Source organism: Actinomadura chokoriensis (assembly GCF_039529475.1).
GTDB lineage: Bacteria > Actinomycetota > Actinomycetes > Streptosporangiales > Streptosporangiaceae > Spirillospora > Spirillospora bangladeshensis.
In genome coordinates this window covers 1-26,773 of record NZ_BAAAMW010000022.1, presented here as the reverse complement: position 1 = coordinate 26,773, position 26,773 = coordinate 1, and the positions used below count along the sequence as shown (strand labels likewise).

27 protein-coding genes and 3 tRNA genes are annotated in these 26,773 nt (G+C 73.3%); 27 read left to right on the top strand and 3 right to left on the bottom strand.

What is annotated here, in order from left to right; all coding sequences use genetic code 11:
- The first annotated feature begins 57 nt into the window (after positions 1-57).
- The 9 genes from ABFX46_RS33635 (at position 58) to ABFX46_RS33595 (ending at position 5,023) form a co-directional block, all read left to right on the top strand.
- Positions 58-131 (top strand) — tRNA-Leu (locus tag ABFX46_RS33635).
- Positions 132-136: 5 nt separating this feature from the next.
- Positions 137-209 (top strand) — tRNA-Leu (locus ABFX46_RS33630).
- Between the two features lie 13 nt (positions 210-222).
- Positions 223-309: transfer RNA gene (locus tag ABFX46_RS33625), tRNA-Tyr, on the top strand.
- A gap of 48 nt (positions 310-357) precedes the next feature.
- Entirely contained in the window at positions 358-945 is a 588-nt protein-coding gene (locus tag ABFX46_RS33620) for a TetR/AcrR family transcriptional regulator (RefSeq protein ID WP_346047956.1), read from the top strand.
- A gap of 10 nt (positions 946-955) precedes the next feature.
- On the top strand, positions 956-2,152 hold the full coding sequence (locus ABFX46_RS33615; protein WP_346047955.1) for a cytochrome P450: 1,197 nt from the start codon (positions 956-958) through the stop codon (positions 2,150-2,152).
- Positions 2,153-2,932, top strand: a complete 780-nt coding sequence (locus ABFX46_RS33610) for an SDR family oxidoreductase (RefSeq protein WP_346047954.1) — start codon at positions 2,153-2,155, stop codon at positions 2,930-2,932.
- Positions 2,929-4,269, top strand: coding sequence for a cytochrome P450 (locus ABFX46_RS33605; protein ID WP_346047953.1), 1,341 nt, complete (start codon positions 2,929-2,931; stop codon positions 4,267-4,269). Before ABFX46_RS33610 ends, ABFX46_RS33605 begins: the two co-directional genes overlap by 4 nt.
- Positions 4,266-4,472, top strand: a complete 207-nt coding sequence (locus ABFX46_RS33600; RefSeq protein ID WP_346047952.1) for a ferredoxin — start codon at positions 4,266-4,268, stop codon at positions 4,470-4,472. The genes ABFX46_RS33605 and ABFX46_RS33600 overlap by 4 nt, the downstream gene beginning before the upstream one ends.
- Positions 4,469-5,023: a nuclear transport factor 2 family protein gene (locus ABFX46_RS33595; protein ID WP_346047951.1), complete on the top strand. Its 555-nt coding sequence runs from the start codon at positions 4,469-4,471 to the stop codon at positions 5,021-5,023. Before ABFX46_RS33600 ends, ABFX46_RS33595 begins: the two co-directional genes overlap by 4 nt.
- Here ABFX46_RS33595 and ABFX46_RS33590 read toward each other — a convergent pair whose 3' ends face one another.
- Both ABFX46_RS33590 and ABFX46_RS33585 read right to left on the bottom strand, forming a co-directional pair.
- Positions 5,024-5,470, bottom strand: coding sequence for a DUF3515 domain-containing protein (locus ABFX46_RS33590; protein WP_346047949.1), 447 nt, complete (start codon positions 5,468-5,470; stop codon positions 5,024-5,026).
- A 97-nt stretch (positions 5,471-5,567) separates the two neighbouring features.
- On the bottom strand, positions 5,568-5,801 hold the full coding sequence (locus ABFX46_RS33585; RefSeq protein WP_131936931.1) for an Lrp/AsnC ligand binding domain-containing protein: 234 nt from the start codon (positions 5,799-5,801) through the stop codon (positions 5,568-5,570).
- A 133-nt stretch (positions 5,802-5,934) separates the two neighbouring features.
- On the opposite strand from ABFX46_RS33585, the gene ABFX46_RS33580 reads away from it, so the two are divergent.
- The 3 genes from ABFX46_RS33580 (at position 5,935) to thiD (ending at position 8,673) form a co-directional block, all read left to right on the top strand.
- On the top strand, positions 5,935-6,849 hold the full coding sequence (locus ABFX46_RS33580) for a thiamine-phosphate kinase (protein WP_346047948.1): 915 nt from the start codon (positions 5,935-5,937) through the stop codon (positions 6,847-6,849).
- Positions 6,850-6,950: 101 nt separating this feature from the next.
- A complete protein-coding gene (locus tag ABFX46_RS33575) occupies positions 6,951-7,820 on the top strand; it encodes a cellulose binding domain-containing protein (RefSeq protein ID WP_346047947.1) in 870 nt (289 codons plus the stop codon).
- Positions 7,821-7,860: 40 nt separating this feature from the next.
- Complete coding sequence (gene thiD / locus ABFX46_RS33570) at positions 7,861-8,673, top strand: bifunctional hydroxymethylpyrimidine kinase/phosphomethylpyrimidine kinase (protein WP_346047946.1); 813 nt, start codon at positions 7,861-7,863, stop codon at positions 8,671-8,673.
- 88 nt (positions 8,674-8,761) lie between these two features.
- On the opposite strand, the gene rpmB is transcribed toward thiD, so the two are convergent.
- Positions 8,762-8,956, bottom strand: coding sequence for a 50S ribosomal protein L28 (rpmB, locus tag ABFX46_RS33565; protein ID WP_346047945.1), 195 nt, complete (start codon positions 8,954-8,956; stop codon positions 8,762-8,764).
- Between the two features lie 189 nt (positions 8,957-9,145).
- Between rpmB and ABFX46_RS33560 the strand changes: the two genes are divergently transcribed.
- The 15 genes from ABFX46_RS33560 (at position 9,146) to ABFX46_RS33490 (ending at position 26,645) form a co-directional block, all read left to right on the top strand.
- Positions 9,146-10,726, top strand: a complete 1,581-nt coding sequence (locus ABFX46_RS33560; RefSeq protein ID WP_346048059.1) for a DAK2 domain-containing protein — start codon at positions 9,146-9,148, stop codon at positions 10,724-10,726.
- Complete coding sequence (recG, locus tag ABFX46_RS33555; RefSeq protein ID WP_428831339.1) at positions 10,719-12,950, top strand: ATP-dependent DNA helicase RecG; 2,232 nt, start codon at positions 10,719-10,721, stop codon at positions 12,948-12,950. The genes ABFX46_RS33560 and recG overlap by 8 nt, the downstream gene beginning before the upstream one ends.
- Positions 12,947-13,513 (top strand): 16S rRNA (guanine(966)-N(2))-methyltransferase RsmD, encoded by a 567-nt coding sequence (gene rsmD, locus ABFX46_RS33550; protein ID WP_346047943.1) that lies wholly within the window; start codon positions 12,947-12,949, stop codon positions 13,511-13,513. Before recG ends, rsmD begins: the two co-directional genes overlap by 4 nt.
- A 24-nt stretch (positions 13,514-13,537) precedes the next feature.
- A complete protein-coding gene (locus ABFX46_RS33545) occupies positions 13,538-14,995 on the top strand; it encodes a penicillin-binding transpeptidase domain-containing protein (protein WP_346047942.1) in 1,458 nt (485 codons plus the stop codon).
- Between the two features lie 120 nt (positions 14,996-15,115).
- A complete protein-coding gene (coaD, locus tag ABFX46_RS33540; RefSeq protein WP_346047941.1) occupies positions 15,116-15,598 on the top strand; it encodes a pantetheine-phosphate adenylyltransferase in 483 nt (160 codons plus the stop codon).
- Between the two features lie 74 nt (positions 15,599-15,672).
- On the top strand, positions 15,673-16,317 hold the full coding sequence (locus tag ABFX46_RS33535) for a YceD family protein (protein WP_131936914.1): 645 nt from the start codon (positions 15,673-15,675) through the stop codon (positions 16,315-16,317).
- Between the two features lies 1 nt (position 16,318).
- Positions 16,319-16,498, top strand: coding sequence for a 50S ribosomal protein L32 (gene rpmF / locus ABFX46_RS33530; protein WP_067632153.1), 180 nt, complete (start codon positions 16,319-16,321; stop codon positions 16,496-16,498).
- 284 nt (positions 16,499-16,782) lie between these two features.
- Positions 16,783-17,595, top strand: a complete 813-nt coding sequence (rnc, locus tag ABFX46_RS33525; protein WP_346047940.1) for a ribonuclease III — start codon at positions 16,783-16,785, stop codon at positions 17,593-17,595.
- Positions 17,588-18,466 carry a bifunctional DNA-formamidopyrimidine glycosylase/DNA-(apurinic or apyrimidinic site) lyase gene (gene mutM / locus ABFX46_RS33520; protein ID WP_346047939.1) on the top strand — a complete coding sequence of 293 codons (879 nt, stop codon included), beginning with the start codon at positions 17,588-17,590 and terminating at the stop codon, positions 18,464-18,466. The genes rnc and mutM overlap by 8 nt, the downstream gene beginning before the upstream one ends.
- A gap of 14 nt (positions 18,467-18,480) precedes the next feature.
- Positions 18,481-18,771 carry an acylphosphatase gene (locus ABFX46_RS33515; protein ID WP_346048057.1) on the top strand — a complete coding sequence of 97 codons (291 nt, stop codon included), beginning with the start codon at positions 18,481-18,483 and terminating at the stop codon, positions 18,769-18,771.
- Positions 18,772-18,949: 178 nt separating this feature from the next.
- A complete protein-coding gene (locus tag ABFX46_RS33510; RefSeq protein ID WP_083946295.1) occupies positions 18,950-19,147 on the top strand; it encodes a hypothetical protein in 198 nt (65 codons plus the stop codon).
- 732 nt (positions 19,148-19,879) lie between these two features.
- Positions 19,880-23,536, top strand: coding sequence for a chromosome segregation protein SMC (gene smc, locus ABFX46_RS33505; protein WP_346047938.1), 3,657 nt, complete (start codon positions 19,880-19,882; stop codon positions 23,534-23,536).
- Between the two features lie 111 nt (positions 23,537-23,647).
- A complete protein-coding gene (gene ftsY / locus ABFX46_RS33500; RefSeq protein WP_346047937.1) occupies positions 23,648-24,802 on the top strand; it encodes a signal recognition particle-docking protein FtsY in 1,155 nt (384 codons plus the stop codon).
- 170 nt (positions 24,803-24,972) lie between these two features.
- Positions 24,973-26,304, top strand: coding sequence for an ammonium transporter (locus tag ABFX46_RS33495; protein WP_346047936.1), 1,332 nt, complete (start codon positions 24,973-24,975; stop codon positions 26,302-26,304).
- Between the two features lie 2 nt (positions 26,305-26,306).
- Positions 26,307-26,645 carry a P-II family nitrogen regulator gene (locus tag ABFX46_RS33490; protein WP_067632136.1) on the top strand — a complete coding sequence of 113 codons (339 nt, stop codon included), beginning with the start codon at positions 26,307-26,309 and terminating at the stop codon, positions 26,643-26,645.
- The last annotated feature ends 128 nt before the right edge of the window (positions 26,646-26,773 follow it).

Below are 26,773 nucleotides of genomic sequence, written 5' to 3'. Positions count from 1 at the left end.
GCCTCGTAGCGAGACCCCGGCCGAGCCGCCGCGAGTGACGCCTTCCTCGCGATCCCTGCGGCTCTACCCCAACCGGCAGAGGGGCCACTCTCAGGAAGTGGACGCTCCGGGTTCGAATCCCGGGGGCCGCACGCACGCCTCCGTAGTCCAACGGCAGAGACGGCAGCATGAGGTGCTGTGCGATGGGGGTTCGAATCCCTCCGGAGGTACGGCAACGTTCCAGGGGCGGCGCCGACGTCCGGAGAGTCGGGCTTGGCTGTAAACCAAGTGCCTCGCGCTGAGTGGGTTCGAATCCCACCCGCCCCACCACCACCGGATCGTTGCGCGGCGCCTGCTTCTGAACTAATGTCTGGACACGTGTCCGGTAACGAGCAGCTGACGACCGAGCCCACCCGCCGCCGCCTCACCGAGCGGCAGGCCGACACGGTGCGGCGGCTGACCGACGCCGCCGTGGCGGAGGTCGGCGAGACCGGCTACGAGGGGCTGACCGTCCGCAACGTGGCCAAGCGCGCCGGGGTCGCCCCCGCGACCGCCTACACCTACTTCGCCTCCAAGAACCATCTGATCACGGAGGTGTTCTGGCGGCGCCTCAGCGCGCTGCCGCCGGTGGAGGCCGACGGCGCGCTGCTCGAACGCGTGGTGGAGACGCTGCGCGAGATCGCGCTGCTGGTGTCGGACGAGCCGGAGCTGGCGGCGGCGTGCACCACCGCCCTGCTCGGCACCGACCCCGACGTCCGCGAGCTGCGGGTGCGGATCGGCGTCGCGATCCGCGAGCGGCTGCGGGCCGCGCTGCGCGACCGGGACGACCCCAAGATCCTCAACGCGCTGGAGCTGGCCTACACCGGCGCGCTCGTGCACGCGGGCATGGGCTACACGTCCTACGCCCGCATGGCCGACCGGCTCGCCGAGATGGCGGAGCTCATCCTGCCCGACCCCCCGGAGTGAGGTGACGGCCGTGGACCCTGCCGCGCAGGTCTCCTACAGCCCGTTCGACTACGCCGTCCATGAAGACCCCTACCCCTTCTACGAGCGCCTCCGCGAGGAGGCGCCCGTCTACCGCAACGACGAGCTCGGCTTCTGGGCGCTGTCCCGGCACGCCGACGTCGCGGCGGCCTTCCGCGACCACGCGACGTTCTCCAGCTCGCACGGCGTCTCCCTGGAGCCGAGCGCCTGGGGCCCGCACGCGCACCGGACGATGTCGTTCCTCGCACTCGACCCGCCGCGGCACACCCGGATGCGCGCGCTCGTGTCGAAGGGCTTCACGCCGCGGCGCGTCAAGGAGATGGCGGACGGCATCAGGGCGCTGACGCTGCGGCACCTGGAGCCCGCCCTGGAGAAGGGCGAGTTCGACTTCGTCGCCGACTTCGCGGGCCTGCTGCCCATGGACGTCATCTCCGAGATGATGGGCGTCCCCGAGGCCGACCGCGCGGAGGTGCGCCGGCTCGCCGACACCGTCGTCCACCGGGAGGAGGGCCTCAACGACGTCCCGCCCGCCGGGATGGACGCGGCCCTCACCCTCGTCGGCTACTACCAGGACATGGTCGCCGAGCGGCGCCGCACGCCGTCCGGCGACCTGACGTCCGCGCTGCTGGACGCCGAGATCGACGGCGACCGGCTGGACGACACCGAGATCATCGCGTTCCTGTTCCTGATGGTCGTCGCCGGCAACGAGACCACGACGAAGCTGCTCGCCAACGCCCTGTACTGGGGCGCGCGCAACCCCGCCGAGGCGGCGAAGCCGCTGGCCGACCCCGCAAGGGTCGACGACTGGGTGGAGGAGACGCTCCGCTACGACACCTCCAGCCAGATGCTGGCCCGGAAGGCCGTGAAGGACGTCGAGCTGCACGGCCGCCGCGTCCCCGAGGGCGACCGGGTGCTGCTGCTGGTCGGATCGGCCAACCGCGACCCGCGCGTGTTCGCGGACGCCGACGCCTACGACCTCGACCGCGACACCTCCCAGCTCGTCAGCTTCGGCGGCGGGCGGCACTTCTGCCTCGGCGCGAACCTCGCCCGGCTGGAGGCGCGCATCGCGCTGACCGAGTTCGTGCGGAGGGTCGCCTCCTACGAGGTCGACTTCGCGAAGGCCGAGCGGGTGCATTCGGTGAACGTCCGCGGGTTCGCGGCCCTGCCCGTGCACGTGGAGGTGCGGTAGATGCCCCGGTTCGACCCCCATCCGGAGCGGCGCCCGGCCGTGGTGGCCGGCGCCTCGTCCGGCATCGGCGCGGCCACGGCCACGGCGCTGGCGACGGCCGGCCACCCGGTCGCGCTCGGCGCGCGGCGCGCCGAGAAGTGCGAGGAGCTGGCCGCGACGATCCGGGCCGGCGGGGGAGAGGCGTTCGCGCACCCCCTCGACATCGCCGACTCCGACTCGGTCAAGGCGTTCGCGGCGGCGGCGGGCGACGCGCTCGGCCCGATCGAGGTCGTCGTCTCCAGCGCCGGCGACCTGTCCGCCAAGCGGCTCCACGAACTCGACTCGGACGACTTCCTCGCGCAGATCCAGGTCCACCTCGTGGGCGCGCACCGGCTCGTGTCGCACTTCGTCCCGCAGATGGTGGAGCGGCGGCGCGGCGACATCGTGTTCATCTCGTCCGACACCGTCCCCATCCCGCGCTCCTGGACGGGCGCCTACGTCGCGGCCAAGAACGGCGTCGAGGGCATGGCCCGCACCATGCAGATGGAACTGGAGGGGACGGGCGTACGCGCGTCCATCGTCCGGCCCGGCCCCACCGCCACCGGCATGGGCATGACGTGGGACGCCGGCACCACCGGCGCCGTCCTGGAGGACTGGGCGAAGTGGGGCCACGCCCGCCACCCCTACTTCCTGCGCCCGTCCGACGTCGCCGCCGCCGTCGCCGCGATCGTCGCGACGCCGCGCGGCGCCCATCTCCGGCTCGTCGAAGTGCAGCCCGAAGCCCCCCTGGAGGAATCATGACCGCTTTGGTGGAGCCGCGCGTCGTGTCGGGCGGCCCCGACCATCTGGAGGAGCTGCGCACCGACCCGATCGGGCTGATGCGCCGCGTCCGGGACGAGTGCGGCGACGTCGGCGAGTTCGTCCTCGCCGGGCGGCGCGTCGTCCTGCTGTCGGGCGCCGAGGCCAACGAGTTCTTCTTCCGCGCCCCCGACGAGGTGCTCGACCAGGCCGAGGCGTACCCGTTCATGACGCCGATCTTCGGGGAGGGCGTGGTGTTCGACGCCACCCCCGAGCAGCGCCGCGAGGCCCTGCACAACCAGGCGCTCAAGGGCTCGTTCATGAAGGGCCACGCCGCGACGATCTCCGCCGAGGTCGACCGGATGGTCGCCGGATGGGGCGACGAGGGCGAGATCGACCTGCTCGACTTCTTCGCCGAGCTGACGATCTACACCTCGTCGGCCTGCCTGATCGGGCGCAAGTTCCGCGAGCAGCTCGACCGCCGGTTCGCCGACCTGTACCACGACCTGGAGCGCGGCACCGACGCCATCGCCTACGTCGACCCGTACGCCGACATCGAGAGCTTCCACAAGCGCGACGCGGCCCGGGCGGGGCTCGTCCGGCTCGTCCAGGGGATCATGGACAGCCGCCCACCGAAGCCGCCCAAGGAGGACCGCGACCTCCTCGACGTCCTCATGTCCATCAAGGACGCCGACGGCACGCTCAAGTTCGACGCCGACCAGGTCACCGGCATGTTCATCTCGATGATGTTCGCCGGGCACCACACCACGTCCGGCACCGCCGCCTGGACGCTCATCGAGCTGCTCCGCCACCCCGGCGTGCTCGACGGCGTCGTCGCGGAACTGGACGAGCTGTACGACGACGGCCGCGAGGTGTCGTTCCAGGCGCTGCGCGCCATCCCGAAGCTGGAGTCGGCGATCAAGGAGGCGCTGCGCCTGCACCCGCCGCTGATCCTGCTGCTGCGGGTCGCGCAGTCCGACCAGGAGGTGTGCGGCCACCGCATCCCCGCCGGGACGATGGTCGGCTGCAGCCTCGCCGTCTCCAACCGGATCGAGAGCGACTTCCCCGACCCGGACGCGTTCGTCCCCGACCGCTACATCGCGCCCCGCGAGGAGGACCTCCTCAACCGCTGGACGTGGGTGCCGTTCGGCGCCGGACGGCACCGCTGCGTCGGCGCGAACTTCGCGATGATGCAGCTCAAGGCCATCTTCTCGGTGCTGCTGCGGGACTGGGAGTTCGAGCCCGCGCAGCCGCCCGAGACCTACCGCAACGACCACTCCAAGATGGTCGTCCAGCTCGCCCAGCCGTGCGCCGTCCGGTACCGCAGGAGGCGCCGGTGAGGATCGAGGCCGACCTGGACCTCTGCCAGGGCCACGCCATGTGCGAGCTGGAGGCCCCCGACGTCTTCGAAGTCCCGGACAAGGGCCCGGACAAGGACAAGGTGCGCGTCCTGGACCCCGAGCCGCCCGAGGACAGGCGCGCCGAGGTGGCCGCCGCCGTCCGCTACTGCCCCACCCAGGCCCTCACACTGCTGGAGACATGATGCCCGCGTTCCCCCGTGACGAGCTCGACGCGATGGTCGAGCACTGGCTGGCCGAGAACCGCCGCTGCGAGGAGGCCGGCGACTGGCGTCCGCTGGCCGACCTCTACACCGAGGACGCCACCTACGGCTGGAACATCGGCCCGAACCAGGACTTCATGGCCGTCGGCCGCGACGAGATCCGCGACATAGCGCTCGGCCTGGAGATGGGCGGCCTCGACGGCTGGACGTACCCCTACCAGAGCATCCTCGTCGACGAGGTGAAGGGCGAGGTCGTCGGGTTCTGGAAGCAGGTCGCCGACGCCAGCCGCCCCGACGGGACGCCCTACGAGGTCCTCGGCATCGGCGGGTCCTGGTTCCGGTACGCCGGGAACCGGCAGTGGTCGTGGCAGCGCGACTGGTTCGACCTCGGCAACGTCACCTCCGTGTTCGTCGAGATGATGAAGGCGGACGTGCTGTCGGACGGGATGAAGCGGCGCCTGGAGCGGGCCGCGTCCGGCGAGCCGATCCCCGGCTACTACCCGCGCGGGGAGAGCCCGGTCCCGATCTGGTGATCAGATCTGGCCCTCGGGCTTGGCCGGGATCGTCGCCTTGATCGACGGCCCCAGCTCGATCAGCACGTCCCCGGCCGGGTCGTACTTCGGCGGCACGGTGATCTCGACGTACGCCTGGCGGCCCACCGCCGTCCACGTGACCGGGCGGTCGGTGGGCGTGCCGAACCAGTCGATCCCGTTGATCGTCACCAGCTGGGACGTGGGCCGGAGCGCGGCCGGGCGCGGCACGCCGCAGCGCAGCGCGATCGCGGGCGACCCCCACGCGGCGGTCAGCGGCGAGCTCGGGGAGGTGTCGCGGCGCTCCTGCCCGTGCACCTTCTCGGGCAGCCGCAGACCCTCGCACAGCCGGCTGCCGGCCGCGTCCGGGCTCGGCACGGGCACCTGCACGGCACCGCCGCCGCAGGCCGCCGCCAGCACCGCCACCCCGGCGAGCACCGCCCCCGGCAACAGCCACGTTCGCCTGGGGGGACGACCCCCCAGGCCCCCCGGCAACGGCCCTGTCCGTCTGGGGGGACGACCCCCCAGGCCCCCCGGCAACCGCCTTTTAGATGTGGACAATCGGGCAGGTGAGGGTACGGGTGATGCCTTCCACGGACTGGATCTGCGCCACGACGAGCTTGCCCAGCTCGTCGACATTGCGCGCCTCCGCTCGGACGATCACGTCGTAGGGACCCGTGACGTCCTCCGCCAGGGTGACACCCGTCACGCCGGAGATGTGGCCCGCCACCTCGGCGGCCTTACCGACTTCGGTCTGGATGAGGATGTAGGCCTGCACCATCACGTCCTCCCCAAGCGGAGAATCAACCGTCGGACGGTTCACCGTATCGTGTTACGCGCCGCGACGGGGGCCCGGGGTCCCGGGTGCCGCGCGGAGGCGGGCCGAACAGGCGGAACACGGGGGACGGGCGCGGATGGGCACGATCGGCGAGCTGGGCGAGTTCGGGTTGATCGGCCGGCTGACGCGGCGGCTGCCGCAGGGCCCGGCGGTCCGCCTCGGCCCCGGCGATGACGCGGCCGTCGTCGCCGCGCCGGACGGGCGCGTCGTCGCCACCACCGACCTGCTGGTGGAGGGGCGGCACTTCCGCCGCGACTGGTCCGGCCCCTACGACATCGGGCGCAAGGCCGCCGCGCAGAACCTCGCCGACGTCGTCGCGATGGGCGCCCGGCCCACCGCGCTCCTGATCGGCTTCGCGGCGCCGGCCGGGACCGAGACCGGCTGGGCCGAGCGGCTCTACGACGGGTTCGCCGACGAGTGCCGCGAGGCGGGGGCGTCCGTCGCGGGCGGCGACGTCGTCTCCGCGCCGCAGATCATGCTCGCGGTCACCGCGCTCGGCGACCTCGGCGGCGCGGCGCCGCTCACCCGGTCCGGGGCGCGCCCGGGCGACGTCGTGGCCGTCCGCGGACGGCTCGGGTTCGCCTCCGCCGGGCTGGAACTGCTCACCGAGGGGCGCGCCGGGGCGCAGGAGCTGATCGCCGCGCACCGGCGCCCCGAACCGCCCTACGGCGCCGGCGGCGAGGCGAGGGCCCACGGCGCCACCGCGCTGCTGGACGTGAGCGACGGGCTCGTCCAGGACCTCGGGCACATCGCCGACGCGAGCGGCGTCCGGATCGAGATCGACTCGGCGTCCGTGCCCGTCCCGGACGTCCTCGGGCCGGACGGGCTGCGGCACGCGCTCACCGGCGGCGAGGACCACGCGTTCGCCGGGACGTTCCCCGGCTCGGCGCCGCCGTCCTGGTCGCGCATCGGCGTCGTGACGACGGGATCGGGAGTGCGCGTGGACGGACGCGAACCGCCCTCCGGCGCCTGGGATCACTTCGCCGTCTGAACGGCCCCCGCGCGGACCGCGTACAGCCGTGTGCGTTGACGCATCCGGTAGGCAGGTTTGGTACGGGTTTGGTATACATCCTGTGATCGAAGAAGGATGGGATGGGACGACACACGAGGCACGAGCCACCGGACGACGAACCCGCTCCGGGCGCCCCGGCGTCCCGCGGGCCGTACTACGGGGCTCCCTTCGACCCGTCCTTCGACCCCTCCTACGAGGCGTTCTCCGGGCCGACCGACGACCGGGTGTTCGTGTCGTCGTACGAGCGGCCCAGACCGGGCCCGCCGCCCGCCGCGGAGCGCCAGCACGGGCCGCCCGGCGGCTACCGGTTCGACCCGCTCCCCGGCGACTACCCGGGCGACTACCCCGGCGCCCCCGCCTCCGCTCCCGACGAGCCCCCTGAACCGCCGGACGGGCCGCGGGCGGCCCTCGCCGAACCCGCCCGCGGACGCGGCTTCACCAGGTTCGTCTCCATGCTGCCGCTCCCGCTGCTGCCGATCGTCGCGCTCGTCATCGCGGTCGGCATCGTCTCCTACGCGCTGAGCACGCAGCAGATATCGCTCAACTTCGCGGGCGGCGCCCCCCGCGACACCGTGACCAACCCGCGCGACAGCCAGGTCTCCCAGCGCGGCCCGGGCGAGCGCGCCGGCCGCGGCGCGGCCCGCGCCGACGGCCTCGTCGTCGCCTTCCGCGCCGTCGCCAAGACGCCCGGCGGCTTCAAGGCCACCGCCACCATCGCCAACCAGGGCGCGCAGCCCGTCACCGGGTGGGCGCTCGCCTTCAAGATCAAGGGCGCCTCGGTCACCGCGATCAGCGGCGCCACCGTCGTCCGGACCGGCACCGTCCCGTTCGTCCGCGGCCGCGACGCGATCGCTCCGGGCGCCGAGGTCAGGATCGTGTTCACCGCGCGCGGCCCGGCCTCCAAGCCGTCCTCCTGCATCCTGAACAAGCTCCCCTGCGCCCTCGTCTGACGAATCGCCGAACCGGTCAGAGCGCCTTATGGTGGGCGGTATGCCGCGTACCCCGTCCTCGCCCCAGACCCCGCCGCTCGTGCTCACCATCGCCGGCTCGGACTCCGGCGGCGGCGCCGGCGTCCAGGCGGACCTGAAGACCATGCTCGCCCACGGCGTCCACGGGATGAGCGTCATCGCCGCCGTCACCGCGCAGAACTCCCTCGGCGTCCAGGGCTACTGGGAGCTGCCGCCCGAGGCGGTGCGCGCGCAGCTCGACTCCGTCCTGTCCGACATCGGCGTGCACGCGCTCAAGACGGGGATGCTGGCGTCCACGGTGCTGGTCGAGACCGTCGCCGCGGCCATCGCGTCCTCCGACGCGCCCGCCGTCGTCGACCCGGTGGGCGTCTCCAAGCACGGCGACTCGCTGCTGGCCCCCAACGCCGTCGACGCCGTCCGCGCGACCCTGCTCCCGGCCGCGACCGTCGTCACCCCCAACCTCTACGAGGTGGAGCAGCTGACCGGTGTCAAGGTGGTGGACGAGTCCGGCCTGCGCGAGGCGGCCGAGGCCGTCAAGGCGCTCGGCCCCGAGTGGGTCCTGATCAAGGGCGGCCACCTGCCGGGCGAGCCCGCCGACCTCCTCTTCGACGGCGAGCACGAGCACCGCTTCACCGCGCCCCGGCACGACAACCGCCACACCCACGGCACCGGCTGCACCCTCGCCTCCGCCATCGCGTCCAACCTGGCCCTGGGCGAGGACGTCCCCGCGGCGGTGGCGAAGGCCAAGGAGTACGTGACGGGCGCGATCGCGGCGGGCTTCCCGCTGGGCGCCGGCATCGGCCCGGTCGACCACGCCTGGCGCTACCGCCGCTGACCCGCCTCCGGGCATGAAAAAGTCGGCTCATCGAGGTTCCGATGAGCCGACTCCGAAGGTCGTGCGCGGGCTCGCCGCCCGGACCGGGTCAGACCGCAGGCTTGACGATCTTGCCGGCCTTGATGCAGGACGTGCAGGCGTTGATGCGCTTGGTGCTGCCGTTCACGACGGCGCGCACGCGCTGGATGTTGGGGTTCCAGCGGCGCGGGGTGCGGCGGTGCGAGTGGGAGACGCGCATGCCGAAACCGGGTCCCTTGCCGCAGACGTCGCAGACGGAAGCCACGGGAAACTCCAAGTGGTGTCGATGCTCTGGCCGGAGCGCCGCCCGGTGCCGCCGACGGGCGGGCCGGGCATCATGGGTGCTCACTGATGGGCGCCTCGGAAAGAGGCGCGCGGACCAGACTAGCCGACAGCCCGCCGGTAGGCGAATCGCCGGCGGCCGGACGAGCAGGGGAGCGGGTCCTTGGGCGAGGTGCTCGACGCGGCGGCGGTGCGCCGCTGGTGCCGGCTGGCGGCGGAGGCCCTCGGCCGCACCAGGAGCGAGATCGACGCGCTCAACGTGTTCCCCGTCCCCGACGGCGACACCGGCACCAACCTGCACCTGACGGTGATCGCGGCGGCGGACGCGCTGGACGAGCTGCCGGGCGGCGCGGACCCCGCCGAGACGTGGCGGGCGCTGGCGCGGGGCGCGCTGCTCGGCGCGCGGGGCAACTCCGGCGTGATCCTCAGCCAGGTGCTCCGCGGCCTGGCGGACGTCCTCGGTCCGCTGGAGGCGCCGCCCGACGGCGCCGCGTTCGCGGGGGCCCTCCGGCACGCGTCCGGGCTGGCGCGCGGCGCCGTCGAGCATCCCGTGGAGGGGACGATCCTGAGCGTCGTCGCCGAGGCCGCCGCGTCGTGCACGGGGTCCGGGCTCCCCGACGCGTGCCGGGCCGCCGCCGGGGGAGCCCGGCGGGCGCTGCGCCGGACCACCGGGCAGCTGGACGTGCTCGCCCGCAGCGGCGTGGTCGACGCGGGCGCCGCCGGGCTGTGCGTGGTCCTCGACGCGCTGGCCGCCGTGGTCACCGAGGAGTACCCCGAGCGGTACGAGGTGCCCGGCCGCGCCGCCGGGACGGCGCCGATCGTCCCCGAGCGCGCGGAACCGCGGGGCCCCGGCTTCGAGGTCATGTACCTGCTGGACGCGCCCGACGACGCCGTCGGCGCCCTGCGCGCGACGCTCGACGCCCTCGGCGACTCGCTCGTCGTGGTGGGCGGTGACGGCCTGTGGAACGTCCACGTCCACGTGGACGACGCCGGGGCCGCGATCGAGGCGGGCATGGCGGCCGGGCGCCCGCACCGGATCCGGGTGAGCCACCTGCACGCGGCGCCGGGGGAGCCGCACGCCCCGCACGCCGGCCGCGCGGTGATCGCCGTGACCGCCGCCGACGGGCTGGCCGCGCTGTTCGAGGGGTGCGGCGCGCGGGTCGTCCGCCGGGAGCCGGGCGCGATGCCGCCGCTCGCGGTGCTCGCGGAGGCGATCCTCGCGGCGGGCGACGAGGTGGCCGTCCTGCCGAACGAGCCCGAGGTCCTGGCGCTCGCCGAGGCCGCCGCCGAGCGCGCGCGGGACGCCGGCGCGCGGATCGCGGTCGTGCCGACGAAGGCGTCCGTCCAGGGGATGGCGGCGCTGGCGGTCCACGACCCGCTGCGCCGCTTCGGCGAGGACGTCATCGAGATGACCCGGGCCGCCGGCGCGACCCGCTTCGGCCATCTGGAGGTCGCCGGGCAGGAGGCCGTGACGAGCGTCGGGCTGTGCCAGCCGGGCGACGTCCTCGGCCTGATCGAGGGGGACGTCGCGACGATCGGCGCCGGCGCCGGCGTCGGGGAGGTGGCCCGCAGCGTCCTGGACCGGATGCTGTCGGGCGGCGGCGAACTCGTCACGCTGATCACCGGCGCCCACGCCCCGGCCGGCCTCGCCGAGGCCCTCGAAGAGCACCTCCGCCGCGACCACCCCGATGTGGAGGTCGGCGTCTACGACGGCGGCCAGGAACGATATCCGTTGCTCATCGGCGTTGAGTGATGCCCCGTCGTCCCCATGGGCTAGAAAAGAGTGCGTGGCGAATCTCGACGAGCCGTTGCGCAAGGTCCTCGGCGACAAGACGGCCAAGGCCCTGGAGAAGGGCCTCGACCTGCGCACGGTCGGCGACCTCCTGCACCACTACCCGCGCCGCTACGCCCACCGCGGTGAGCTGACCCGGCTGAGCGGGCTGGAGGACGGCGAGCACGTCACGGTCATGGCCGAGGTCGTCAAGGTCCAGGGCCGCACGCTGACGCGCAGCCCCGGCTACGTCCTGGAGATCACCGTCACCGACGGCACGGGGCAGCTCAAGCTCAGCTTCTTCGGCCGCAAGGGCTCCTACCGGGCCGAGAAGGAGCTGTCGCCCGGCACCCGCGGGCTGTTCGCCGGGAAGATCAGCACCTACCGGCCGCGCAGCGGGAACGTCGTCCGGCAGCTCACCCACCCGCAGTACAAGGTCGTCCACGAGCGGAGCGCCGAGCAGGCCGCGCAGGAGTGGGCCGACGAGATCATCCCGATCTACCCGTCCACGAAGGCGCTGCCCATCGAGACGATCGGCACGTCCGTCGAGACCGTCCTGACGCATCTGGACCTGCCCGCCGACCCGGTCCCCGAGACCCTCCTGAAGCGGCGCAACCTCATCGGCCTGCGCGAGGCGTACGAGGGCATCCACCGCCCGAAGAGCTGGGACGAGCTCGGCCGCGCCAAGAAGCGCCTCAAGTGGGACGAGGCGTTCGTCGTCCAGATCGCCCTGGCCCAGCGCCGCCTCGCCGCCGCCGCTCTTCCGGCCAAGCCGCGCCCGCCGGCCTTCGGCGGCCTCCAGGCGGAGTTCGACGCGCGGCTCCCCTTCGAACTCACCGAGGGCCAGCGCCACGTCGGCGACGAGATAGCCGCCGACCTCGCCGAAGAGCACCCCATGCACCGCCTCCTCCAAGGCGACGTCGGAGCCGGCAAGACGATCGTCGCGCTGCGGGCGATGCTGCAGGTCGTCGACGGGGGCGGGCAGGCGGCGCTGCTGGCGCCGACCGAGGTCCTCGCGCAGCAGCACTACCGGTCGATCACCGGGATGCTCGGCGACCTCGCCCTGGGCGGGCAGATCGGCGGCGCGGACAACGCCACCCGGGTCGCGCTGCTGACCGGGTCGCAGGGCGCGAAGGCGCGCAAGGAGGCGCTGCTGGACGCGGCGTCCGGCGCCGCCGGGATCGTCGTCGGCACGCACGCGCTGCTGCAGGAGAGCGTCCAGTTCGCCGACCTCGGCCTCGTCGTCGTGGACGAGCAGCACCGCTTCGGCGTCGAGCAGCGGGACGCGCTGCGCGAGAAGGTCGGCGGCGGGCGCCCCCACGTGCTGGTCATGACGGCGACGCCGATCCCGCGCACGGTCGCGATGACGGTCTTCGGCGACCTGGAGACGTCGGTCCTGGGGCAGCTCCCGGCCGGGCGGTCGGAGATCCAGACCCACGTGGTGCCGCCCGAGAGGCCCGCGTTCTTCGCGCGCATCTGGGAGCGCATCAAGGAGGAGGCGGCGAAGGGGCGGCAGGTCTACATCGTCTGCCCGCGCATCGGCGAGCAGGAGGGCGACGAGGGCGACGCCGTGGCCGCGGAGGAGGGGGAGCGCAGGTCGCCGCTCGGCATCATGGAGGTGCTCCCGAAGCTGGAGGAGCTCCTGTCCGGCCTGCGCATCGGCGTCCTGCACGGCAAGCTGCACCCCGACGAGAAGGACGCGGTCATGCGCCGCTTCACCGAGCGGGACCTGGACGTCCTGCTCGCCACCACGGTCATCGAGGTCGGCGTGGACGTCCCCAACGCCACCGTCATGGTCATCATGGACGCCGACCGGTTCGGCGTGTCCCAGCTCCACCAGCTGCGCGGCCGCGTCGGGCGCGGCTCCCTGCACGGCCTCTGCCTGCTCGTGACCGACGCCGAACCCGGCAGCAAGGCCCGCGAGCGGCTCGACGCGGTCGCGTCCACCACCGACGGATTCAAGCTGTCGCGCCTCGACCTGGAGCAGCGCCGCGAGGGCGACGTGCTGGGCGCCGCGCAGGCCGGGCGCGCGTCCAGCCTGCGGCTGCTCACCCTCCAGCGGGACGAGGACGTCATCCGCGACGCCCGCGAGGAGGCGACGGCGCTCGTCGAGGCCGACCCCGACCTGAAGGACCATCCCGGCCTCGCCACCGTCCTGTCCTCGCTCCTGGACGAGGACCGCGCCGACTTCCTGGAGAAGGCATGACGCGGATCATCGCGGGCAGCGCGGGCGGCCGGCGGCTCAGCGCCCCGCCGGGCCGGGACACCCGGCCGACCAGCGACCGCGCCAGGGAGGGCCTGTTCTCCACCGTCCTCGCCCTGCTCGGCCCGCTGGACGGCCTCCGCGTCGCCGACCTGTACGCCGGATCGGGCGCGGTCGGGTTCGAGGCCCTGTCCCGGGGCGCCGCGCACGCGCTGCTCGTCGAGTCGCATCCGCGCGCGATCCGGGTCATCCGGCAGAACGCCGAGGCGCTCGGGCTGCCCGGCGCCGTCCCGACTCCGGAGAAGGTGGAGCGGCTCGTCCGCGGGAAGCCCGGCGAGCCCTACGACCTGATCTTCGCCGACCCGCCGTACGCGCTCGCGGACGCGTCCGTCACCGGCCTGCTGGAGGACCTCCGCGACCACGGCTGGGCGGCCCCGGACGCGCTGGTCGTCGTGGAGCGCGCCGCGCGCGGGCCCGCGCTGCGCTGGCCGGACGGCTACGAGGCCGAGCGCGACCGCCGCTACGGCGAGGCGATTTTCTGGTACGGCCGCGCGGAGGGCCGTTGACACGGGAGGAGATCGGGTAAAGGCATGCCCATGAAGCCCGGGATCGACCGCGCGGTGGGACGTACCTGGGTCGTCGCCCTGGTGATGGCCGTCGCGCTGATGGCGAACATCACCTATGTCCAGGGCTTCGAGGCGCAGGACCTCCGCGACGACTCCCTCAACGCCCGCCGGCTGCAGGACCGCTTCAAGATCGACCGGGGGCCGATCACCGCGGACGGCGAGCGGCTCGCCTGGTCGGAGAAGACCGATGGCGACCGCTACCAGCGCCACTACGCCGACGGCCCGGTGTTCGCGCCGATCACCGGCTACTTCTCGGTGTTCTCCCAGACCGGCATCGAGGAGGCCCAGAACCACTTCCTCGACGGCACCGACGACCGCCTCGCCACCCGGAACCTCGTCGACAAGATCATCGGCAACCACGTCCCCGGCGGGACGGTCGAGGCCACCGTCGACGTCAAGGCGCAGCGCGTCGCCTACAAGGCGCTGCGGTCCGCCGGCGCGCGCCGCGCGGCGGCCGTCGTCCTGGACGCGGACACCGGCGCGGTGCTGGTGATGGCCTCGACGCCCTCCTACGACCCCAACGACGTCTCGACCCTCGACGGCGACAAGGCCGAGAGCGCCTTCGAGCGGCTCAACGCGGAGAAGCTCAAGCCGCTGCTCGACAAGGCGACCCGGGAGCTGTTCCCGCCCGGCTCCACGTTCAAGACCGTCGTCGCCGCGTCGGCCCTGGAGGCCGGCGCGAGCGAGGACACGCGGGTCAAGGCCGGGCGCAGCTACCAGCCGCCGCGCGGCGGGCAGCCGATCAGCAACGACGCCGGCGACATCGGCGGCTCCTGCGACCTGCCGCAGATCCCGCTGATCGAGGCGTACGCGCAGTCCTGCAACACCACGTTCGCCTACATGGGTGCGGAGGAGCCCGGCAACGCCGCCGTCCACAAGGCGGCGGGCGCGTTCGGGTTCGGCGACCGGATCGAGTACGCCGACGGGCTGCTGAGCGCCGCCAGCTCCTTCCCCACGACGGACCAGCCGGTGCTCAGCGCGCTCGGCTCCATCGGGCAGGGCAGCACGGTCGCGACCCCGCTCCAGATGGCGATGGTGGCGGGCGCCGTCCTCAACGACGGCGAGGTCATGCAGCCGCACCTCGTCGAGAAGCTGCGCGCCCCCAGCGGCTCCACGGTCGACACCATCGCGCCGAAGCGGATGTCGCGCGCGCTGACGGCCGACCAGGCGAAGCAGATGCGGGACATGATGAAGGCCGTCGTCCAGCGGGGCACCGGCAAGACGCTGAGGGGCACGTCCATCCTCGGCGGCAAGACCGGGACCGCCGACGTCGAGGGCGCCTCCTACAACGACCGCTGGTTCATCGGCTTCGGGCCGCGCAGCGACCCGGAGTACGCGGTCGCGGTGATGACCGAGGCGCCCGGCTACGGCATCGAGTCCGGCCCGATCGCCGCGAAGATCATCGACGCGCTGGGCGACTGAACCGGGACCCGGGCGGGAACGGACCGGGCACGGTGTGCCGGTCCCGGGTGAAACCGGGCCGAATGGGATTTGGTACGTTCACGCCGCAGGTCAGAAACCGGGACCGAAGGGGTTCGCGTCGTGCGCCGTGTCGTCTGTCCGGGATCGTTCGACCCCGTCACCAACGGGCATCTCGACATCATCAGCCGCGCCTCCCGTCTGTACGACGAGGTGGTCGTCGCGGTGCTGATCAACAAGAACAAGAAGAGCCTGTTCACCGTGGACGAGCGCGCCGACATGATCGAGGAGGTCACGCGGGAGTACGGCAACGTCAAGGTGGACAAGTTCTACGGGCTCACCGTCGACTACTGCAAGGAACAGGACATCCCGGTCATCGTCCGGGGGCTGCGGGCCGTCAGCGACTACGAGTACGAGCTGCAGATGGCCCAGATGAACCACCGGATAGCCGGGGTGGAGACGCTGTTCATGGCGACGAACCCGGAGTACGCGTTCCTGTCGTCCAGCCTCATGAAGGAGGTCGTGAAGTTCGGCGGGGACATCTCCGGGCTCGTCCCCGACAGCGTCCACGACCGGCTGGTCGAACGCCTCCAGCAGCAGGGCTGACCGCCGCGAGTTGGGGCAGTGCCCCGGGGACGGTACCCTGGGACATCGGCCATCACCGGCGGCCGCCGTTCACCATGCCTCACGGAAGCAGGAATCCGCTGACTCGCCTCGACCCCAACGCCCCTCTCGTGCTCGACACCCGAGCTCTTGGCAGGCAACCCGGGTCGTCGCGGGAGGAGCGCCTGACCGTGCCGGCACCGGAGAACTTCGGCGTCGAGATGGTGGGCGTCCCCGAAGGCGCCGCGATCGAGCTGGACCTCCGGCTCGAAGCGGTCCTCGAGGGGGTGCTCGTCACCGGCACGGCGACGGTCCCCCTCCGGGGGGAGTGCTCCCGCTGCCTCGACCCGATCGCCTCGACCTTCGAGGCGGACTTCCAGGAGCTCTTCGTCTACGACGACACCCGCTCGGGCGGGAACGCCGACGACGACGAGCTCCGCCTCGAGGGCGACCTCATCGACCTCGAACCGGTCCTGCGGGACGCGGTGCTGCTCGCACTGCCGCTGTCCCCGCTGTGCCGGGACGACTGCCCGGGCCTGTGCCCGGACTGCGGTGCGCGGCTCGCCGACGTCGAGCCCGGGCACCACCACGACGTCGCCGACCCCAGGTGGGCGGCGCTGCGGGACCTTGCCGGCGACATGGCGCCGGACTCCCCCGAAAGGGGGAACGGAAGCTCCGGCTTCCGTGGATCCGACCGACGAGAAGGAAAGCAGGAGGGCTGACGTGGCCGTCCCCAAGCGGAAGAAGTCGCGCAGCAACACGCGGCACCGGCGCTCGCAGTGGAAGACCGCGGCGCCGAACCTGGTCGAGTGCCCGACGTGCCGCGACCACAAGCTGCCGCACACCGCGTGCGCGACATGCGGCACCTACGACCGGCGGCAGGTCATCGCCCCGTCGGCCTGAGTCTTCTCGCATCCTGGGGGGCGGATCCGCGCGCGGCGCGGCCCGCCCCCCACGGTGCGGGACCGACTTCCCACCCCGACCACCCCGGCGCGCGACGTCGGCGTGGTGACCGGCGCGGAGCCCGCGCCCGGAGCCGTGGTGCACGCCGGGATCAGCAGACCGGCGCGCACCTCGTCTTCGCGGACCTCCTCCTCGCCGCGCGTCCTCGCCGTCCCGGCCGCTGCGGCCGGCGCGCCGCTCCAGCGACCGCGCCATGCGCGGTGCACGGCCTGCGAGGAGGGCCCGTGAGCGCCAAGAAGAGCGCACCCACGCCGGATCCCGCGGAACTGACCGCGGCGCTCGGCGTCGAAGTGACCGGCGACCTGCTCGAACGGGCGCTGACGCACCGTTCGTACGCCTACGAGAACGGCGGCCTGCCCACCAACGAGCGCCTGGAGTTCCTCGGCGACTCGGTGCTCGGGCTCGTCGTCACCGACACCCTGTTCCGGGGCCACCCCGACCTGCCCGAGGGGCAGCTCGCCAAGCTGCGCGCCGCCGTGGTGAACATGCGCGCCCTCGCGGGCGTCGCCCGCGGCCTCGGCGTCGGCGCCCACATCCGGCTCGGCCGCGGCGAAGAGGGCACCGGCGGCCGCGACAAGGCGTCGATACTGGCCGACACCCTGGAGGCGCTGATCGGCGCCGTCTACCTGGACCGCGGCCTGGACGAGGCGTCCGCGCTCGTGCACCGGCTGTTCGACTCGCTGATCACCCGGTCGGCGGGGCTCGGCGCCGGGCTCGACTGGAAGACCTCGCTGCAGGAGCTCACGGCGGTGGAGGAGCTCGGCGTCCCCGAGTACCACGTCGCCGAGAGCGGCCCCGACCACCAGAAGACGTTCCGCGCGTCGGTGCGGGTCGGCGGCAAGACCTACGGGTCGGGCGAGGGCCGCAGCAAGAAGGAGGCCGAGCAGCACGCCGCCGAGGCCGCCTGGAACGAGATCCGCGCGATCGTCGTGCAGCGGGAGGCCGCGGAGCAGGCCGAGGCCCAAGCCCAGGCTCAGGCCGAGGCTCAGGGCGAGCCGAGCGGACCGGCCGCGCAGGAGGCCCAGGCCGGTGCCTGAGCTGCCCGAGGTCGAGGTCGTCCGGCGCGGTCTGGAGCGCTGGACGGCCGGGCGGGCGGTCGCGTCCGCCGAGGTCCTGCACCCCCGCTCGGTGCGCCGCCACGCGGCGGGCCCCGCGGACTTCGCCGCGCGCCTCGCCGGCCGCACGATGCGGGCGCCCCGCCGCCGCGGCAAGTACCTGTGGATCCCGCTGGACGACGGGTCCGAGGCGGTGCTGGCGCATCTCGGCATGAGCGGGCAGCTGCTCGTGGGGGAGCCCGGCCGCGAGCGCGAGAAGCACCTGCGGGTCCGGGTCCTGTTCGAGGACGGCGGCCACGACCTGCGCTTCGTCGACCAGCGGACGTTCGGGCACCTCATGCTCGCCGACCTCGTCCCGGACGCGTCCGGCGCCGGCTCGCCCGTCCCGGAGCCGATCGTGCACATCGCGGCCGACCCGCTGGAGGACGCCTTCGACGCCGAGGCGTTCTTCCGCGCGCTGCGCCGCCGCAAGACCGGGATCAAGCGGGCGCTGCTCGACCAGTCGCTGATCAGCGGGGTCGGCAACATCTACGCCGACGAGGCGCTGTGGCGCGCGAGGCTGCACTGGGCCCGGCCGACCGACACGATGACGCGGGCGGAGGCCGCGCGCGTCCTGGAGGCCGCACGGGACGTCATGGGGGCCGCGCTCGCCGTCGGCGGGACGTCGTTCGACAGCCTCTACGTCAACGTGAACGGCGAGAGCGGCTACTTCGAGCGGTCGCTGGACGCCTACGGCCGCCGCGACGAGCCGTGCCGCCGCTGCGGCACCGCGATCCGCCGCGACGAGTTCATGAACCGCTCGTCCTACAGCTGCCCGGTGTGCCAGCCGCGCCCGAGGCGGGCGCGCTACTAGGGTTCCGGAGCGTGATGGACGACGAGGAGATCGTGCGGCTCACCGCCTGGGTGCGCGGACGCGTCCAGGGCGTCGGGTTCCGCTGGTGGGTGCGGTCGCGGGCGCTGGAGCTCGGCCTGGCCGGCAGCGCGACGAACCTGAGCGACGGACGCGTCGAGGTCGTGGCGGAGGGGCCGCGCGACAAGTGCCTGCGCCTGCTCGAACTGCTGGGCGGCGACGGCGCCGGGCGTCCGGGCAAGGTCACGGGCGTGACCGAGCGGTGGAGCGGGGCGCGCGGCGAGGCCGCCGGTTTTCTGGAGCGGTGACCGGGTAGGGCGTTCCGGTTCGCACCTGCTAAACTAGTAGAGGAAGGTTGTTACCGGCCTGTGATGTGCGGCTTGACCAGGACACCGGCCGGTGCGACTCTAGACGATACGCGCACCGACTTCAGTTGATTATCGTGCGCGATCCCTGCTGGTTACTCAGCGTGGAGGACCCTTAGTCATGGCGAAGGCTCTACTCGGCCACGTCGGCGGTCCCGACCCCCGGATGGTCGCGGAGATGCGGCGCCTGCAGCAGCGCGTACGTGATCTGGAAGCCGAGCTCGTACGGCTTCAGGCGGAGAACGACGCGCTCGCGACGGCGCCGGACGACGATGTGATGTCCCTTGCGGTCAAGGACCGCGAACCCGCGCTGACCTGATCGGCGCTGTACTCATTCTTTGCTCTCCTCCTTCGGGCCTGGCGGCCCTCCATCGTCGAGCAAAGGGCGATCGCCGGCATCGCTCCGGCTCGCCCAGGGGCTCGCTGCGCGATCAAGTTCTCGCAGGCTCGAACTTGCCTTCGGACGCGATCGCAACGCTGAGGTCGGCGGGAGGCCGAGCTTAGAACTCCAGGCCCAGACGCCGCTACTACCGGCGGCGCTGGGCCTCTGAATCTTCGATCCCCGGGCCGGTCGCGGCTGTCACGGTCCGGCTCGGTGGGATGCGGCGGACGCTCGGCTCCGTGCAACGGTCGCAATGCCGGGCTCGCCGTCGGGTCGTTCGCGAGGGCGCCACGGGGGAGAACGGCGCCCTCATCGCTGCACCGGGCTTTGAATTCCCTGGTCATCGGGTCGGCAGACTTTGCTCCGGTTCCGGAGAGTGTCGCCTATTAGCCCGTGTCGCGGGGGCGTCTTCGGCGCACGACGCCGGCCCGTCCCGTGGCCCGATTCGTTCAAGATGCGGTAAAGGTTCCCCCTCTTTCGGTCGGGCCGAATATGGCCGTTCCGTGTTGATCTGTGGAATTGCGGCATCTGACGGGGTGCGGCGGCCGGTGCGGCCGACGCCGGGGCCGTCGGCGCAGGCACGCGATAGCCTCTAGCGTTGCGGTCGGGCGCCGGACGGGGCGCGCCCGGCGTCCGGCACCGGCGCGGAGCAGGGAGGATGGCGAGGGTTTGTACCTGAAGACCTTGACGTTGCGCGGCTTCAAGTCCTTCGCGTCCTCCACCACGCTGAAGTTCGAGCCGGGGATCACGGCGGTCGTGGGGCCGAACGGGTCGGGCAAGTCCAACGTCGTGGACGCGCTGGCCTGGGTCATGGGCGAGCAGGGTGCCAAGTCGCTGCGCGGCGGCAAGATGGAGGACGTCATCTTCGCGGGCACGGCGAACCGGGCGCCGCTCGGCCGCGCCGAGGTCGTGCTGACGATCGACAACTCCGACGGGGCCCTGCCGATCGACTACACCGAGGTGACGATCAGCCGGCTGATGTTCCGGTCCGGGTCGAGCGAGTACGCGATCAACGGCGACGGGTGCCGCCTGCTGGACATCCAGGAGCTGCTGTCGGACTCCGGCATCGGCCGCGAGATGCACGTCATCATCGGGCAGGGGCAGCTCGACCGCGTCCTGCACTCGGGCCCCGAGGGCCGCCGGGCGGTCATCGAGGAGGCCGCCGGCGTCCTCAAGCACCGCAAGCGCAAGGAGAAGGCGCTCCGCAAGCTGGACGCGATGCAGGGCAACCTCACCCGCGTCCAAGACCTGACCGGTGAGCTGCGGCGGCAGCTGAAGCCGCTCGGGAAGCAGGCCGAGATCGCGCGGCGCGCCGCGGTGATCCAGGCCGACCTGCGCGACGCGCGGCTGCGGCTGCTGGCCGACGACCTCGTCACGCTGCGGACGAAGCTGGAGCAGGAGGCCGCCGACGAGGCCGCGATCCGGGAGCGCCGCACCGAGACCGAGCGGGCGCTGGCCGAGGCCCAGGAGCGCGAGGGCGTCCTGGAGGCGGAGGAGGCCGAGCAGGCGCCGAGGCTCGCGCAGGTCCAGGACACCTGGTTCCGGCTGTCGGCGCTGAAGGAGCGGCTGCGGGGCGTCGCCGACCTCGCCGCCGAGCGGCACCGCAACGCCGCCGAGGCGCGCGAGGAGGAGCGGCGCGGCCGCGACCCCGAGGACATGGAGCGCGAGGCCGCCGAGATCCGCGAGCAGGAGGAGATGCTCCGCGCCGCGCTGGACGAGGCGCAGGACGGCCTCGCCGACGCCGTGGAGCAGCGGACCGGCGTCGAGGAGGCCCTCGCCGCCGAGGAGCGCCGCCTGCAGGCCGCCGCGCGCGCCGCCGCCGACCGCCGCGAGGAGCTGGCGCGGACGCGCGGCCGGGTCGAGGCGCTGCGCAGCAAGGCGCAGGCCGGGCGGTCGGAGATCGGGCGGCTCACCGAGGCCCGCGAGGAGGCCGAGCAGCGCGCCGAGGACGCCCGGGTGGAGTTCGAGGCGTTCGAGGCCGAGGTCGTCGAGGACCCGGCGCTCGCCGCCGAGCACGAGGTCGCGCAGGAGGCCCTCGCCACCGCCAAGGACGCCGCCGAGGCCGCGCGCTCGGCCGTGGACGGCCCGCGCCGGGCGCTGAAGGAGGCGCGGGGCGCCGTGGCGTCGGCGCGGTCCGCCGACCAGGCCGCGCAGAAGCGGGTCGCGGCGCTGCAGGCCCGGATTGAGGCCCTGAACCTGACGCTCGCCAGCGCCGCCGACGGTGGCGAGGCGCTGCTGTCGGCGGGCGCGGACGGGACGCTCGACGGCGTGCTGGGCACGGTCGCGTCCCTGCTGAACGTCCGCCCCGGATACGAGACGGCGGTCGCCGCCGCGCTCGGCAACGCCGCCGAGGCCATCGCCGTCGGCTCCCTGGACACTGCCGAGGCCGCGCTGGCGCTGCTGCGCTCCCGCGACGCCGGACGTGCCGGGCTGCTCGTCGGCGGGGGAGCGGCGGTACCGTCCGCGCGGGTGGCGGGCGTCGACTATGCGATCGACGCGGTGACCGTCCCCGGCACCGTGAGGCCGGCCCTTGAGCACCTCCTGCGGGACGTGGCCGTGGTGGACGACGTGCCCGCCGCCGCGTCGCTCGTCCGCCGGGAGCCGTCCCTGCGCGCCGTCACCCGTGAAGGCGAACTCGTCGGCGCGCACTGGGCCCAGGGTGGCGCCGCCGGAGGCGGGCAGAGCCTCCTGCAGATGCGCGCGACCCTCGACGAGGCCACCGAGGACCTCGCCGCCGCGGAGACCGCGGCAGGCGTCGCCGCCGACGAGCTCAGCGCGTCGATGGAGCGCGAGCAGTCCGCCCAGACCGCGCTGGAGGCCGCGGAGACCGCCGCCGGCGAGGCCCAGTCGAGCGTCAACCAGGCCCAGAGCGAGCTTGACCGCGTCCGCGCGCGCTTGCGCGAGTTCGACGCGCAGGCCGCGCAGGAGGCCAAGCGCGCCGCCCGCCTGGAGGCCGACGCCCGCGCCGCGCGCGGCGAGGTGGAGCGGCTCACCAAGGCCCTCGACGCCGCGAACGAGTCGCTGGAGCGCGACACCGAGGCGGCCGAGGAGCTGGCGATGCGGCTCGCCGAGTCGGAGGAGGCCGCCGAGGTCGCCGACGAGGCCGGGCACGACACCGAGGCGCGCGACGAGCTGAACGCCCGCGTCCAGGAGCTGCGCTCGACCGAGATGGAGGCGCGGCTGTCGGTGCGCACCGCCGAGGAGCGCGTCCAGGCCATCTCCGGCCGCGCCGACGCCCTGGAGCGCGGCGCCCGCCGCGAGCGCGAGGAACGCGCCCGCGCCGCCCAGCGCCGCGCCCGCCGGGAGGAGCAGGCGAGGACCGCCAAGGCCGTCCACCGGGGCGCCCGGACGGCCCTCGACCGCATCGAGCACTCCCTCGCCGCAGCCGTCCGCCGCCGCGAGGCCGCCGAGCAGGCCAAGGCCGCGCGCGAGGCCGAGCTGAAGGTCGTCCGGACGCAGGTCCGCGAGCTGTCGGCCACCCTGGAGCGCCTGGTCAACGTCGTGCACGGCAACGAGGTCGCCCGCGCCGAGCAGCGGCTCCGGCTGGAGCAGTACGAGCAGCGCGCCCTGGAGGAGTTCGGGCTGGAGGTCGAGTCGCTCGTCGCCGAGTACGGCCCCGACCAGCTCGTCCCGCCCGACCCGGAGAAAGGGGAGGACGCGCAGCCCGCCCCCTACGACCGGACGGTCCAGGAGAAGCGCGCCAAGGCCGCCGAGCGGCAGCTCAACCAGCTCGGCAAGGTCAACCCGCTCGCGCTGGAGGAGTTCGCGGCGCTGGAGGAGCGGCACGCGTTCCTCACCTCGCAGCTGGAGGACCTCAAGAAGACCCAGCGGGAGCTGCTCGGCCTCGTCAAGGAGGTCGACGACCGCGTCCAGGAGGTGTTCGGCACCGCCTACGAGGACACCGCCCGCGAGTTCGAGCGGATCTTCGCGCGGCTGTTCCCCGGCGGCGAGGGCAGCCTGTCGCTGACCGAGCCCGACGACATGCTCACGACCGGCGTCGAGGTCGCGGCCCGGCCGCCCGGCAAGAAGGTCAAGCGGCTGTCGCTGCTGTCCGGCGGCGAGCGCTCCCTGGTCGCCATCGCCTTCCTCGTGGCCGTGTTCAAGGCGCGCCCGTCGCCGTTCTACGTCCTGGACGAGGTCGAGGCCGCGCTGGACGACACCAACACGCAGCGGCTCATCACCGTGTTCGAGGAGCTGCGCGAGTCGTCCCAGCTGATCGTCATCACCCACCAGAAGCGCACCATGGAGGGCGCCGACGCCCTCTACGGCGTCAGCATGCGCGGCGACGGCGTCACCCAGGTCGTCAGCCAGCGGCTGCGCGACTGAGCCCGCCGCGGCCGAAGAACGCCGTGCGCCGGCGAATGGGGATCCTCCGAACGGGCATCGCTCCCAGGCCGGACACACCCCCCGCGGCGGACATGAAAAGCTGAGGGGGCTATGGAATATCTGATCGTCATCGCCGCGCTGGCCGCCGTCGCACTGATCATCGGCGGCATCACCTTGCTGCGGCCGCGCCGCACACGCCCGCGCCCGCCGGTGGAGCGGCCGCCGGAACGGACCGGCGGCGCGACCGCCGCCGACGAGGCGGAGGCCGGGGCCCCCACGATCGAGCGGGCGCCGCCGACGGAGGTGCCGGCGCCGCGGCCCACGGTCGAGATCGAGAAGCCGCCGCCGGGCGCGGGGCGGCTGGTCCGGCTGCGGGCGCGGCTCGCGCGCTCCCAGAACACCTTCGGCAAGACCCTCCTCGGCCTGCTGTCGCGCGACACGCTCGACGAGGACGCCTGGGAGGAGATCGAGGACACCCTGATCACCGCCGACATGGGCACCTCCGTGGCCCGCCAGGTCACCGACGACCTGCGGACCCGCGTCCAGGTGCTCGGCACCCGCACCCCGGCGGAGGTCCGGGAGCTGCTGAAGGAGGAGCTGGTCAAGCAGATCGGCCCCGACCTGGACCGCTCGCTGCGCACCGAGGCGCACGGCGACCGCCCGGCCGTGCTGATGGTCGTCGGCGTCAACGGCACCGGCAAGACCACCACCTGCGGCAAGCTCGGCCGCGTCCTCGTCGGCGACGGCAACACGGTGCTGCTCGGCGCCGCCGACACCTTCCGCGCCGCCGCCGCCGACCAGCTGGAGACCTGGGGTACGCGGGTCGGGGCGCAGGTCGTCCGCAAGGACGAGGGCGCCGACCCGGCGAGCGTCGCGTTCGACGCGGTGAAGCAGGGCATCGAGTCCAAGGTCAACGTGGTGATCATCGACACCGCGGGCCGGCTGCACACCAAGACCGGGCTGATGGACGAGCTGGGCAAGGTCAAGCGCGTCGTGGAGAAGCAGGCGACGGTGGACGAGGTCCTGCTCGTCCTGGACGCGACGACCGGCCAGAACGGCATGCAGCAGGCGCGCGTGTTCGCCGAGGTCGTGAACGTGACGGGCGTGGTCCTGACGAAGCTGGACGGCACCGCGAAGGGCGGCATCGTCGTCCAGGTGCAGCGGGAGCTCGGCGTCCCGGTGAAGCTGGTCGGGCTGGGCGAGGGGCCGGACGACCTCGCGCCGTTCGAGCCGGAGGCGTTCGTCGACGCGATCCTGGGCGACTGAAATCAACCATTCAATGACCAAAAGCGGCATGTGAGGATTTAGAAACACCTGCGAAACACCCCGGGGTGGGTTTTCACACCCGCGAAACGCGGGGGCCCCGTGCGCGAAACCGCCGAGGTCGAGTCTCTGAGCAGTTCGAAGTTCCCTGGCGAGGAGGGACTGTCCCAGAGATGAAGATCGATAGCGGTAGTACCGCATGGATGCTGACGAGCACCGCGCTCGTCCTGCTGATGACACCCGGGCTCGCCTTCTTCTACGGAGGCATGAGCCGCGCGAAGAGCGTGCTCAACATGATGATGATGAGCTTCGTCAGCATCGCCGTGGTGGGCATGGCGTGGGTGGTCTACGGCTACTCCCTCACGTTCGGCGACGGCGGCCCGCTCAGCCCGGTCATCGGCGGGTTCGGCGACTGGGGGCTCGTCGGCCTGGAGAAGGCCGCCACGGCCGGCGACGGCACGGGCATCCCGCAACTGGTGTTCGTGGCCTTCCAGGCGACGTTCGCCATCATCACCGTCGCGCTGATCAGCGGCGCCGTCGCCGACCGCGCCAAGTTCGGCGCGTGGGTCGTGTTCACCCTGGTCTGGGCGACGCTCGTGTACTTCCCGATCGCGCACTGGGTGTGGTGGTCGGACGGCCAGGACGGCGGCAAGTCCGGGTGGCTGTTCGACCTCGGCGCGCTCGACTTCGCGGGCGGCACCGTCGTCCACATCAACGCCGGCGTCGCGGCGCTCGCGCTCGTGCTCGTCCTCGGCAAGCGCCGGGGCTGGCCGAAGGAGCCGATGCGCCCGCACAACCTGCCGTTCGTCCTGCTCGGCGCCGGCCTGCTGTGGTTCGGGTGGTTCGGGTTCAACGCCGGATCGGCCCTGTCGGCCGGCGCCACCGCGGCCGTCGCGTTCATCAACACGCTCGCCGCGACCTGCGCCGCCGCGTTCGCCTGGATCGCCGTCGAGAAGCTGCGCGACGGCGCGTCCACCACGCTCGGCATCGCCTCCGGCGTCGTCGCCGGACTGGTCGCCATCACCCCGGCCTGCGCGTTCGTCACCCCGCTCGGCGCCATCGCCCTCGGCCTCGTCGCCGGCGCGGTGTGCGCGTTCGCGGTCGGGCTCAAGTACCGGCTCGGGTACGACGACTCGCTCGACGTGGTCGGCGTCCACATGGTCGGCGGCATCGTCGGCGCGCTGCTCATCGGCCTGCTGGCCACCACCGCGGTCAACGACGCGGGCGCGGACGGGCTGCTGGCCGGCGGCGGGTTCGCGCTGCTCGGCAAGCAGGCCGTCGCCGTCCTCGCGACGCTCGCCTACTCGTTCACCGTGACCTTCCTGATCGCGAAGGCCATCGACCTGACGATGGGCTTCCGGATCAGCGCCGACGACGAGGCCGCCGGCATCGACAGCACGGCGCACGCGGAGACCGCCTACGACTTCGGCACGATCCGCGCGGGCATCGGCTCCGGGGCGACCGCGGCGGCGCCCGCCGCCCCGGCGAAGAAGGTTGAGGCGTAGGGATGAAGCTCATCACGGCGGTCATCAAGCCGTTCAAGCTGGACGAGGTCAAGAAGGCCCTGGAGACCTTCGGGGTCAGGGGCATGACCGTCAGCGAGGCCAGCGGCTACGGGCGGCAGAAGGGGCACACCGAGGTGTACCGGGGCGCCGAGTACCAGGTCGACCTGGTGCCCAAGCTCCGGATCGAGGTCCTGGTCGACGCCGACGACGCCGACGACATCATCGACGTGATCGTCCGCGCCGCCCGCACCGACAAGATCGGGGACGGCAAGGTGTGGGCGGTGCCGGTCGACACGGTCGTCCGCGTCCGCACCGGCGAGACCGGCCCGGAAGCGCTCTAGGCCGCGCCGTGTCCCGCACCCGCCGGCCTGCCGTCCCGGACGACGACCCCGCCCGGCCCGCCGAGGCCGAGCGCGACCGCGCTCGGCCGCCGGGCGGCGGGTCCGGCGGGTCCGGCGGGACGGCGGCC